Origin of the sequence: Pandoraea sp. XY-2, assembly GCF_004193915.1 — a bacterium.
Lineage (GTDB): Bacteria > Pseudomonadota > Gammaproteobacteria > Burkholderiales > Burkholderiaceae > Pandoraea > Pandoraea cepalis.
The window spans coordinates 3625539-3637111 of the sequence record NZ_CP030849.1 but is presented as its reverse complement, the minus strand read 5'-3'; the positions used below and the strand labels follow the sequence as shown (position 1 = coordinate 3637111).

13 protein-coding genes are annotated in these 11573 nt (G+C 63.3%); 4 read left to right on the top strand and 9 right to left on the bottom strand.

Annotation, left to right across the window (positions count from 1 at the left end; translation table 11 throughout):
• Positions 1-75: 75 nt before the first annotated feature.
• From DRB87_RS16360 to DRB87_RS16350, 3 genes are all read right to left on the bottom strand, one after another.
• On the bottom strand, positions 76-594 hold the full coding sequence (locus tag DRB87_RS16360; protein WP_165385345.1) for a DUF3318 domain-containing protein: 519 nt from the start codon (positions 592-594) through the stop codon (positions 76-78).
• A 13-nt stretch (positions 595-607) separates the two neighbouring features.
• The gene (locus DRB87_RS16355; RefSeq protein ID WP_130026659.1) at positions 608-991 is read right to left on the bottom strand and encodes a phage holin family protein; all 384 of its coding nucleotides are present in this window, start codon (positions 989-991) and stop codon (positions 608-610) included.
• A gap of 95 nt (positions 992-1086) precedes the next feature.
• Positions 1087-1362, bottom strand: a complete 276-nt coding sequence (locus DRB87_RS16350; RefSeq protein ID WP_017231663.1) for a YqjD family protein — start codon at positions 1360-1362, stop codon at positions 1087-1089.
• 238 nt (positions 1363-1600) lie between these two features.
• On the opposite strand from DRB87_RS16350, the gene DRB87_RS16345 reads away from it, so the two are divergent.
• The gene (locus DRB87_RS16345; RefSeq protein ID WP_130026658.1) at positions 1601-2239 is read left to right on the top strand and encodes a peroxiredoxin; all 639 of its coding nucleotides are present in this window, start codon (positions 1601-1603) and stop codon (positions 2237-2239) included.
• Between the two features lie 258 nt (positions 2240-2497).
• Here DRB87_RS16345 and DRB87_RS16340 read toward each other — a convergent pair whose 3' ends face one another.
• Positions 2498-3691 carry an acyl-CoA dehydrogenase gene (locus tag DRB87_RS16340; RefSeq protein WP_130026657.1) on the bottom strand — a complete coding sequence of 398 codons (1194 nt, stop codon included), beginning with the start codon at positions 3689-3691 and terminating at the stop codon, positions 2498-2500.
• Between the two features lie 231 nt (positions 3692-3922).
• Between DRB87_RS16340 and DRB87_RS16335 the strand changes: the two genes are divergently transcribed.
• A complete protein-coding gene (locus tag DRB87_RS16335; protein WP_240756023.1) occupies positions 3923-4771 on the top strand; it encodes an IclR family transcriptional regulator in 849 nt (282 codons plus the stop codon).
• 564 nt (positions 4772-5335) lie between these two features.
• Here DRB87_RS16335 and kynA read toward each other — a convergent pair.
• The 5 genes from kynA to DRB87_RS16310 form a co-directional block, all read right to left on the bottom strand.
• A complete protein-coding gene (gene kynA, locus DRB87_RS16330) occupies positions 5336-6304 on the bottom strand; it encodes a tryptophan 2,3-dioxygenase (RefSeq protein WP_130026656.1) in 969 nt (322 codons plus the stop codon).
• A gap of 16 nt (positions 6305-6320) precedes the next feature.
• Positions 6321-7574, bottom strand: a complete 1254-nt coding sequence (kynU, locus tag DRB87_RS16325; protein WP_130026655.1) for a kynureninase — start codon at positions 7572-7574, stop codon at positions 6321-6323.
• An 82-nt stretch (positions 7575-7656) separates the two neighbouring features.
• Positions 7657-8322, bottom strand: coding sequence for an arylformamidase (gene kynB / locus DRB87_RS16320; protein ID WP_130026654.1), 666 nt, complete (start codon positions 8320-8322; stop codon positions 7657-7659).
• Between the two features lie 255 nt (positions 8323-8577).
• Complete coding sequence (locus tag DRB87_RS16315) at positions 8578-9042, bottom strand: MarR family winged helix-turn-helix transcriptional regulator (protein ID WP_130026653.1); 465 nt, start codon at positions 9040-9042, stop codon at positions 8578-8580.
• Between the two features lie 8 nt (positions 9043-9050).
• Positions 9051-9569: a flavin reductase family protein gene (locus tag DRB87_RS16310; protein ID WP_130026652.1), complete on the bottom strand. Its 519-nt coding sequence runs from the start codon at positions 9567-9569 to the stop codon at positions 9051-9053.
• 160 nt (positions 9570-9729) lie between these two features.
• Between DRB87_RS16310 and DRB87_RS16305 the strand changes: the two genes are divergently transcribed.
• The gene (locus DRB87_RS16305) at positions 9730-10779 is read left to right on the top strand and encodes a peptidase M29 (RefSeq protein WP_130026651.1); all 1050 of its coding nucleotides are present in this window, start codon (positions 9730-9732) and stop codon (positions 10777-10779) included.
• Positions 10776-11573, top strand: a complete 798-nt coding sequence (locus tag DRB87_RS16300) for an alpha/beta fold hydrolase (RefSeq protein ID WP_130026650.1) — start codon at positions 10776-10778, stop codon at positions 11571-11573. The genes DRB87_RS16305 and DRB87_RS16300 overlap by 4 nt, the downstream gene beginning before the upstream one ends.

The following is an 11573-nucleotide window of genomic DNA, read 5'->3' as shown; positions in this document are numbered from 1 at the left end:
GTCATGCAGTCATGCGGCCTTGGCGTCGAGAAGTGGTGTGGCCGCCATGTCCCGAGGCATAAGGGGGCGTGCCAATTACATGACGGGGGGGATGCCGGCGTCGTTCGCGTTGGCGTGGGTGCTGTTCGTGGCGGACGCGGCAGTGGCGCGTTCCGAGTTGGGTTCATCGGTGTGCGGCGCTGACGGCTTGGTCGAGTCCTGCCAGAGCTTGATGCCTTGCCATGCGAGCACGCCGAGGCCGCCCCACTTGAGACCGCGACGAACAACGCGTCCGACGGGGGTATGCGACAAACCGGTGAGCGCAAGAGAGGCCACCGAGCTGACCAGGGGGTAGCGCTCGAGCAGACCGCCGAGTTTGAGTCCGGAGTTCGCGAGGCCCCCGAGTCCGGCGAACTTCGCGAGGCCGCCCGGCAACAGGTAGCGCACCCAACGGAAATTGCGCAAACGCTCGCGCGTAACGTGCGCGGCCTGGATCAGTTCGGCGCGCTCGACGGCGATGCGCGTGAGCACCAGCTCCTTGCGAATGGCGAGGAGATCGTGGCGCGAGCGTCGTGACGGTCGCGTGCGGCGAGGGCGGTTCGGTTCGAGCGGCACGGGCAGATCTCCTTCAGTCCGGACGCAGCGCGTCGCGATCCTTTTCGAACTCGGCCACCGTGGCCTCGAACGGCATCGGCGCATCGCGCAGAATGTTGCGCGCACGCACGGCGCACCACCCCGCCAGCACCAGATACACGGCGAAGATGCAGGTCATGGCCTGAAGACGGTAGGTGTCCCAGAAAATCACGATCACCAGTGCGGTGAGCGACACCAGAGCGAGCACGCCGAAGAGCATCGCGGCCAGGCCGAGGAAAGCCACGCCCATCAGGCGTTCCTTCTCCTCGGTCAACTCGATGCCGATCAGTTCGATGCGCGACTGTACGATCTCGAGCAACGCACCGGCGAGGCGCCGCAGCGAAGGCCGCGGCGGGGTCGTGCGATCATTGTCGGTCATGAGGTGGGCTTGGCGGCCCACCTGACCCGTCGCGCCGGTCAGGTGGGCTCCGCCTTGGGCAGAGTAGGCGAGGGAGTGACTTGCGTCGGCGTAGCTTACTTACGGTTGAGCAGGAGGCCGATCACCACGCCGATGCCGGCGGCAATGCCCACGGCCTGCCAAGGATGATCGTGAACGTAGTCGTCGGTCACGCGCGCTGCCTGCTTGCTCTTCTCGACGACGACAACCTGCACGTCGGAGGCTTTTTCCTTGGCTTGCTTGAGCAGCGCCAGGGCCTTGTCGCTCAGTTCGGAGGCGCGCTCACCGGTCGTGTTGGCGGCTTGCTTGAGCAGATCTTCGGCGTCGGCCAATACGGATTTGATATCGGTCATGAACTTCTCCTAGTTGGTAGGTACTTGCGACATGGTCGTTACCCGATTTTGGGAGGAAAATGCGAGAGGGATATGAGTCACATCGTAACGCGTTCAATGCGTCGTTGCCAGAAAACAACGTCCCAACCGCCTTATATTTCGAATAATTATTTGCACCAAATTTTTTATTCGTTCTGGCAAAGGTTAGCATCCTTTAGTCTTTACCCCACTGAGTTGACGGATCTCAAGGAGACTGTAAATGACATTGCGTTTGGGTGACATTGCCCCCGATTTCGAGCAAGACTCGTCGGTTGGCAAAATCAAGTTCCACGAATTTCTCGGCGACAGCTGGGGAGTCCTCTTCTCGCACCCGGCCGATTACACGCCGGTGTGCACGACCGAGCTCGGTCTGACCGCCAAACTCAAGGGTGAGTTCGAAAAGCGCAACGTAAAGGCCATCGCATTGTCGGTCGACGATGCCGAGTCGCACAAAGGCTGGATCAACGACATTAACGAAACGCAGCACACGACGGTCAACTTCCCGATCCTGGCCGATGGCGATCGCAAGGTGTCGCAGCTCTATGACATGATCCATCCGAACGCCAGCGAAACCGTGACCGTTCGCTCGCTGTTCGTGATCGATCCGAAGAAGAAGGTGCGCCTGATCATTACGTATCCGGCCAGCACGGGGCGCAACTTCGACGAAATCCTGCGCGTGATCGATTCGCTGCAACTGACCGACAACTACTCGGTGGCGACGCCGGGTAACTGGAAAGACGGCGAAGACGTCGTGATCGTCCCGTCGATCAAGGACGAAGCCGTGCTGAAGGAGAAATTCCCGAAGGGCTACAAGGTCGTGCGTCCGTACCTGCGTCTCACGCCGCAGCCGAACAAGTAATCCGGCTTGCATGTCGGAACGCTGTCGACGGATGTCGACAGCGTTCGATGGCCGCAGAAACGGAAAATGCCAGCGCGAGAGCGCTGGCATTGTTGTTTGGTACGCGCCGTCGCCCGGGGGATTGACGGCCCGCGACTTGCGGCCTGAGAAACGACGCGTACCAGACAAGTGCCCTACACCGCGCGAGCGGCGGGCGGTGTAGGGCATCGAACCCATCCAATCGGTCGAATCAATCGATTGGATGCGGTCCGACGACAATCAGAAGAACGCCTGGATGCCGGTCTGTGCGCGCCCGAGGATCAGGGCGTGAATGTCGTGCGTGCCTTCGTAAGTGTTGACCACTTCGAGGTTCACGAGATGGCGGGCGATGCCGAACTCATCGGAGATGCCGTTGCCACCGAGCATGTCGCGCGCGAGACGGGCAACATCAAGGGCTTTGCCGCATGAATTGCGCTTCATGATCGACGTAATCTCGACGGCGGCGGTGCCCTCGTCCTTCATGCGCCCCAGACGCAGGCATCCTTGCAGACCCAGCGTAATTTCCGTCTGCATGTCGGCCAGCTTCTTCTGGATCAACTGATTGGCGGCGAGCGGGCGACCGAACTGCTGACGGTCGAGCACATACTGGCGTGCCATGTGCCAGCAGAATTCGGCGGCACCCAGCGCACCCCAGGCGATGCCGTAGCGGGCCGAGTTCAGGCAGGTGAACGGGCCCTTCAGACCAGAGACTCCCGGCATCAGATTCTCTTCGGGCACGAACACCTGGTCCATCACGATCTCGCCGGTGATCGACGCCCGCAAGCCGACCTTGCCGTGAATCGCCGGGGCGGAGAGGCCCTTCCAGCCCTTTTCCAGAATAAAGCCGCGAATCTTCTCCTCGCCATTTTCATCGGCGAGCTTGCCCCAGACGACGAAGACGTCAGCGATCGGTGAATTGGTGATCCACATCTTGCTGCCGCTCAATTCATAGCCACCGGCGACCTTCTTGGCGCGCGTGGTCATGCCGGCGGGGTCGGAACCGTGGTTGGGTTCCGTCAGGCCAAAGCAGCCGATCCATTCGCCGCTGACCAGCTTCGGCAGGTACTTCTGCTTCTGCGCTTCGCTGCCGAATTCGAAGATCGGCACCATGACAAGTGACGACTGCACCGACATCATCGAACGATAGCCCGAATCCACGCGTTCGACCTCACGCGCAATCAGACCGTAGGCCACATAGTTCAAGCCCGGGCCACCGTATTGTTCGGGAATCGTCGGGCCGAGCAGGCCGATCTCGCCCATCTCGCGGAAGATCGCCGCGTCGGTGCGCTCGTGCCGGAACGCCTCGAGCACGCGCGGTGCGAGCTTGTCATTCGCGTAGGCGGCTGCCGCGTCGCGAATCATGCGCTCCTCGCTGGTGAGCTGCGCATCGAGCAACAGCGGATCTTCCCATTGAAACTGTGCATTGCCTGCCATGACCTATCTCCTCCGATGTTCTCGAAAAATGCGCTGACACAATTCTCGTCGGCCCCGCCTGATCGGCCGGTGGACCTTGCGGCCACCCGAACTCACGACGTGCTCCGACTTGACTAAAGTTCCGCAATGCGGAACAATGTTCCAAAACTGAAGTTAGTTTAACACTAAAATTTTTGGCTCGGCAACGGTCACTTGTTGCGCGGGTCGCCTCTTTTTGATGAGGAGCGCGCGATGGTTGTGGTCAAAACGTCCCTGTCTGCCTTTGCCGGTGCGCCGGCGCATGGTGTGCCGCCGTCACATGACGAGCGCAAGTTCGTCACGGCGCTGGCACGTGGTCTTGAGCTGTTGCGTGCCTTTGGGCCTGACGATGTCCTGTTGGGCAATCGCGACTTCGCTGCGCGCACCGGGCTGCCGAAGGCGACCGTTAGCCGGTTGGCCTACACGCTCACTGAATTGGGCTATCTGCGTTACGACGCCGATCTGGGCAAGTACGCGCTCGACGCCGGTGTGCTGGCCCTGGGCTACGCGTTCCTGAATGGCACCGACATGCTGACGTTGGCACGTCCGCACATGCGCGCCTTGGCCAAGGAAATGGGGTGTTCGATTTCGCTCGGTGTCCGGGAAGGCATCGACATGATGTATCTCGAGACCATCCGCAGCGATTCGGCGCATCTCACGCTGGGCCTGACGGCAGGATCACGCTTGTCGATGTTGACGAGTTCGATGGGGCGCGTCTACCTGGCGGCCATGACGCCTGTCGAGCGGGAGACGATGCTGGCCGATCTGCACGATGCCTATGACGCGAATCCGACGGCGCTGCGCAATGTCGGTTGGGACGCGCTGCAGTCGGGCGTCGACAAGGGCATCGAGACGTACCGCCGCGAGGGGTGTTGCTATTCGTTTCGCGATTGGCACGAAGGGGTGAACGCGGTCGCGGTGCCGTTGCGCGACGTAAGACAGAACCGATGGCTGGCGATCAGTTGCAGCGGCCCGTCATCATCGATTCCGGATGCAGTCTTCCGCGAGGAGATCGCACCTCGATTGAAGCAACTCGCCGCGCGCCTCAGTGGGCAGGTGTAAGTCAGTGCAAGCCTGACGACGTCGGTGTAAGTCGGCAAAAATCGGCAAGCGGTGGTGGTCCATCGGGTTGGGGGCCGCCCGCGGCACTCCATTGCCGGTTAAGTCGCACCGCGGGCGGCCCCCAACCCGATTCGCAACCGCCCTCGACGCGACGAAACCCACCAACATGACACGGCCAACAATGCCAGGACGTCCGCAGTAACCACAGCAAAGACGAGCAGCAACGAGCAGTAACGAGCGGCAATGAGGAGAAACGAGGGGAAACGAGGGGAAACGAGGGGAAACGAGGGGAAGCGAGGGGAAACGAGGGGGCGAGGGGAAACGAGGGGCGAGGAGGGCGAGGAGGGGCGAGGAGGAGCGAGGAGGAGCGAGGAGGAGCGAGGGGGGAACGAGGAGGGCGGAACGTAGGGGCGCACGATGGCGGTGATTGTCCGTCCCCTGACGTAGCGACTTAACCGGCATTGGAGCGGAGTCAGGGGACGGGCAAGCGCCGCGGCCCTGGGCATGTGACAGGGCTGGGTGCGAATCTATGCGATGGGTGTTATCACCGCACCGAAAAAAAACTCACAGCAACGTCCGCACATGCCAAAGCTCGGGGAACAGCACGACATCGAGCATCTTCCGAAGGTAGGGGGCGCCATTGGTACCACCGGTGCCTTGTTTGAAGCCGATGATTCGCTCGACCGTCGTGACGTGGCGGAAGCGCCATTGCCGGAACGCGTCTTCGAGATCGACCAGCTCCTCGGCCATCTCGTACAGTTCCCAGTGTTGCGATGGGTTGCGATACACCTCGAGCCATGCGGCCTCGACGGTGGCATCGTGCGGCGTCGGCGTCGTCCAGTCGCGCTCCAGGCGTTCAGGGGCAATGGCAAATCCGCGCCGTGCCAGAAGGCGCACCACCTCGTCGTAGAACGAAGGGGCGCCCAGCGCGGCCTGCACCTGCGCGAAGACATCGGGGCGATGCGAATGGGGCTTCAACATCGCCGCATTCTTGTTGCCGAGCATGAATTCCAGAATGCGGTACTGATACGACTGAAAGCCCGATGAGCTGCCCAGCGACGGACGCATCGACGAATACTCCGACGGTGTCATCGTCGCGAGAACGCTCCACGCCTGCACGAGTTGCTCGAGAATGCGCGACACGCGGGCGAGCATTTTGAACGCCGGGGGCAGGTCATCGTTGTGCACCGCCGTACGGGCCGCCTGCAACTCGTAGAGGGCAAGCTTCATCCACAACTCGCTCGTCTGATGCTGGATGATGAACAGCATCTCGTTGTGGTCGGTCGAGCGCGGGTGCTGCGCATTCAGAATCGGATCGAGCGACAGGTAGTCGCCGTAGCTCATGCTCTTCGAAAAGTCGAGCTTCGCCTCATGCCATTGCGTGGCATCGGTCGACGCGTCCGCCGGTGCGGTCGATGCGTCCGGCGTCGTGTCGTCCGCGCCTTGATGGCCGAACGGGCACCCGCCCGAGGCGGGCGCGGCCTGGGGCGGAATGTTCTGCGGGTCGTGCGCGCTGGAACGGGTCTTGCTCATGCTTTTGATTCCTCTCTCAGGTCACCGCACCGCGGCGACGAAACTCGGGCTTGTCCCACGAACCCGTGGTCAGCACGTCACGCAGAATTTCGACTGAATCCCAGACATCGGCAAAACTCGTATACAGCGGCGTCATGCCGAAGCGCATGATGCGCGGCTCGCGATAGTCGCCAATCACGCCGCGCGCGATCAGCGCCTGAATCACGGCGAACCCCTCCGGATGCTCGAAGCTTACCTGCGACCCGCGCGCCGCGTGATCGCGCGGCGTCACCAGCGTGAGCGGGAATTCGGCGCAACGCGTTTCCACCAGCTCGATGAACAGATCCGTCAGCGCCAGCGATTTACGACGCAGGGCGTCCATCGAGGTCTGCGCGAAAATATCCAGGCCGCATTGCACCAGCGAGAGCGAGACGATCGGTTGCGTGCCGCACAAGTAGTGCCCGATGCCATTGTCCGGCGTGTACTCCGGCTGCATCGCGAACGGCGTGCGATGGCCCCACCAACCCGACAGCGGCTGCCATGACGTATTCAGACGGCGCTTGTTAACCCACACGAACGCGGGCGCGCCCGGGCCGCCATTCAGATACTTGTACGTGCAGCCCACGGCATAGTCGGCATTGGCGCCGTTCAGATCGACGGGCACCGCACCCGCGGAGTGGCACAGATCCCACACGCACAGCGCACCGGCCGCATGAATCTCGGCCGTACGCGCGGCCATGTCGTACATGGCGCCGGTGCGGTAGTTCACATGCGTGAGCAACACCACGGCGACGTCATCGCCCAGCGCGGCGGGCAGCTCGTCCGGGGAATCAATCATGCGCAGCGAGTAGCCGTCGTCGAGCAGGCGCGTGAGGCCTTGCACGATGTACAGGTCAGTCGGGAAGTTGCTGCGCTCGGAGACGACCACCTTGCGTTGCGGCGCGAGGGTACGCTGCGCATCAAGGGCGGCGGCCATTACTTTGAAGAGGTTGCTCGACGTGGTGTCCGTCACCACCACTTCGCCTTTACCTGCGCCGATGATCGGGGCCAGGGCGTCGCCGAGCGTGCGCGGCAGCGCGAACCAGTCGGCCTCGTTCCAACTGCGGATGAGACCTACGCCCCATTCGGCGGCGATCACCTCCTGGGCACGCTTGGCCGAGGCCACCGGGCGGGCGCCCAGCGAGTTGCCGTCGAGATAGATCACGCCGGGTGGCAGATCGAATTGGGCGCGCAGCGGGGCGAGCGGATCGGCCGCGTCAAGGGCCAGACATTCGTTGCGAGAAGACGTCATGGTTTGCGTTTTGTCAGTGAAAGCTATGCGGAAAAGGGAAGTCGTAAGTCGTGGTGCATGAGCCCGGCGCAGCCCACGCGCCTCAAAGCGAACGCAGCACTGCACGTACCGGACTCGCATCGAGCCGCATGAACTTGAGCGGCAATGCAATGAGTTCGTAGTCGGACGGTGCAATGGCATCGAGCACCAGTCCTTCGAGGATCGCCATGCGATGCGCCCGAATGCGGTGGTGGGCGTCCATCGTCTTGCTCTCCTGGGGATCGAGCGACGGCGTGTCGATTCCGACCAACTTCACCCCATGCGCCGCGAGCAGGTCGATGGTCTCGGGCGCGACGGCGCAAAACGCACGGTCCCAGCGAGCGATGGGCGCCTGTGCATACGTGCGCAACAGCACGCGCGGCGGCACGTCCGTCAGGTAGGGCGCGACCTGATCCGGTGTGACGACCGGCGACGCGCCAACGCAATGTATGACCCGGCACGGCCCAAGATAAGTCTCGAGCGGCACTTCCCCGATAAAGGCGCCGTCGTCGTCGTAATGACGCGGCGCGTCGGCATGGGCGCCCGTATGCGGCGACAGCGTGATGCGCCCGACGTTGACCGGGCAGCCCGGTCCGATCTGCCACACCGACTGTTCCGAGAACGGCGTGTCACCGGGCCAGACCGGCGTGTCGCTCGAGAGTGGCGCGCTGATATCCCACACGCGGCGCTCGTCGGGCGCGTTGGCTGGGCGGTGGCTGGGTTCGGTCATGGGTGTGCGCAAAATCGTCAATCGATATGCGCATCTTAGAAGAATTCGCTTCGCAAGTGCTTGCGTATTCAGGGATGGTGAGGCGTGAAATTGATCAAAAAAATAGGATTTTCTTAATTTTAAGAAAGAATATTCGACAATATTGTGAAGTGATCGAATATTCGACGATTCGCCGCGCAAGGCGGTCTGCGATTTCGGACGCCGCCGCGCGGTGATCGGAATGCGCCTACACGGGCGTTGCGCCCGCGGTGTCCGTTACGTTCCAGACGGCCCCGACGTACTCTGCGTCATCTCGTCGATCAACCGGCGCAGGGTCGCCTTGAGCAAGGTGGATTGTTCTGTACCGAAGCGGGCGAGCACGCCGGCTTCGTGACGTCGCGCGCTGGCGAGCAGCGGGGTTACGCGCTCACGTCCGGCCTGGGTGAGCGAGACCATCGACTGGCGGCGGTCCGTGGCGCTCTCGCCGCGCACGACGTCGCCGGTCGCTTCGAGCCGGTCGACGATCTTGGTGAGCGTCGGCTGCTTGGCGAGCACGATGTCGGCCAGTTGATTGATGGTGCGCGCGCGACCGTCGGAGAGCGTAGCGAGGACACGCCACTCCGTCACACCGAGTCCGGCCGCCGCGACTTCACGGTGAAATTCGTCGGACACCAGCGTGCTCGCGCGCGCGAGCAGATAGGCCAGGTAGTCGTCGACGAACGGTGCACCGGCGGCAGGCATGAGGCGGCTCAGCCGAGTGACTGCGGCTTGTGGAAGCCACCGGCGTGGAAGATCAGCGGCATGCGCTCGCCAACGTCGGCATGCACGCCGCAACGCTCGACTTCGCCAACAAAGATGACGTGGTCGCCCTCGTCGTAGCGGCTGCGGTTATGACATTCGAACCAGGCCAGCGCACCGTCGAGAACGGGCGTGCCCGACGCCGAGAGCGTATAAGGCACACCCGCAAAACGGTCGCCCTTCATCGTGGCGAAACGCTTGCAGATGTCGAGTTGATCAGACGCCAGCACATTCACGGCATAGTGCGAGTTCTCGCGGAAGACCGGCATGCTGCCTGCGCGCGTGGCAAGACTCCACAGAATGAGCGGCGGCGTGAGCGACACTGAGTTGAACGAACTGGCGGTGATCCCGATAAGCGATCCGTCGTCGGCGCGCGTGGTAATCACGGTCACCCCGGTCGCGAATTGACCGAGCGCATGACGAAAGGCCGCGTTGTCGAAATCTGGCGCTGAGGCGCGTTTGGCGTTCACTGTCCCTGCACTCCCGTCCGGCAAATTTGATCGGGTTGATTTGTATGAATATTCATATACTATGGCACGAACAACAGATCGACAAGACGCATGACGGCCAGCCGCGTGCCAGAGGGGAATGTCCCCGGCAGGCGAGAAGGTCAGACGCTCAGGAGACGATATGCTGATCGAGCGAATCGAGCATAAGTGGATCGACGTATTTGCCGAGACCTTGCGGCGCTGCGGCATCGGACCCGGTGATGTGGTGGCGATTGTAGCCGAAACGCAATCCCGGCCTGTCAACGTGGAATTAGCGCAACTTGCCGCCGAATCGCTTGGCGCCGCGCCTTTCCGGCTGGTCGTGCCGAGTCCGCGCGTGAGTGCGCCGGTGCCGGTGCGCTCGACCGGCGCGAGCGACGCGCTGGGGGGATTGGCGCCCGTCGTCGCCGCGCTCAAGGCGGTCACGCTGGTCGTCGACTGCACGGTCGAAGGCCTGTTGCATGCCCCTGAACTACCTGACATCCTCGGCGGCGGCGCGCGCGTGTTGATGGTCTCGAACGAACATCCCGAAATTCTGGAACGCTGCGCGACCGACCCGGCGCTCGAGCCGAAAGTGCGCGCCGCGATCAAGCGTTTGCGCGCGACCACCCAAATGCACGTTACCTCCGCCGCCGGTACCGATCTGCACATCGGGCTTCGCGATGCGCGTGTGGGCGGTGTCTGGGGCTGGTGCGCCAAGCCGGGACAGGTGGCCCACTGGCCGGGCGGTCTGGCGCTGGCATTTCCCGCCGCGCACAGCGTGAACGGGCAGCTCGTGCTCGCCCCCGGCGACATCAACCTAACGTTCAAGCAATATCTGCGCGATCGCATCGCGCTCACCGTCGAAGACGACTATGTTGTCGCCATCGACGGCGAAGGCGTGGACGTCGACCTCATGCGCGACTACTTCGCGGCGTGGGGCGATCGCGACGCCTATGCCGTCTCGCACGTCGGCTTCGGCCTGAACCCTCGTGCCCGCTGGGACGCGCTCGCCTGTTACGACAAACGCGATTGCAACGGCACCGAGCAGCGCGCCTTTGCGGGCAACTTCCTGTACTCGACCGGTGCCAACGAAGTGGCGGGACGTCACACGCTCGGGCACTTCGACCTGCCGCTGCGGCGTTGCACGATCGCGCTCGACGGCCACATCGTTGTGCGCGACGGCCAGTTGCAAGGCGAGTTCGCGTCATGACGCGCCCCGTGCCCGCCTGTCGCATCGCCGGTGACGGTCCGCTCACGCTCGTGCTGCTGCATGGCATCGGCGGCAATCGTCACGTGTGGCCCGCGCAATTCGAGACGTTCGTGGCGGCCGGTTATCGCGTGGCCGCCTGGGACATGCCCGGGTACGGCGAGAGCGCCATGCCTGCCGAGCCCACAATGGCGGCGCTGGCCGAGCGCTTGCGAACGCTGCTCGACGCGTTGGGACCCTCGCGTTTCGTGCTCGTCGGCCACAGCATGGGCGGCATGGTCGCGCAGGAGCTGATGGCGCGCGGCGCGCCGTTCACGCGCGATATCGCCGCGCTGATCCTGTGCGGCACATCGCCCGCGTTCGGCAAGCCCGACGGCGACTTTCAGCGCGAGTTCGTGCGGCAGCGCACCGCCCCGCTCGACGCCGGCAAGACCTTGCGCGAGATGGCTGAAGCCATCGTGCCGGGCATGCTTGGCGAACCATCCGCGACCGCGCGTGCGAGTGCGCACACACTGGCCGTCGATGCGATGGGGGCGCTCACGCCCGCGGCTTACCGCACGGCGCTCCAGGCGCTGGTCGGTTTCGAACGGCGCGCCGCACTCGCGCGTCTCGCCGTGCCGGTGCTGCTGATCGCCGGCGAGCACGACACCAACGCGCCGGCGAAAGTCATGGCGCGCATGGCCGACGCCATCCCGGAGGCGCGCTACGTCTGCCTGCCCGGCGCCGGGCATCTCATGAATCTGACGCATCCGGCGGAATTCAATGCCGAGGTGCGCGCCTTCCTCGAATCACTCTAG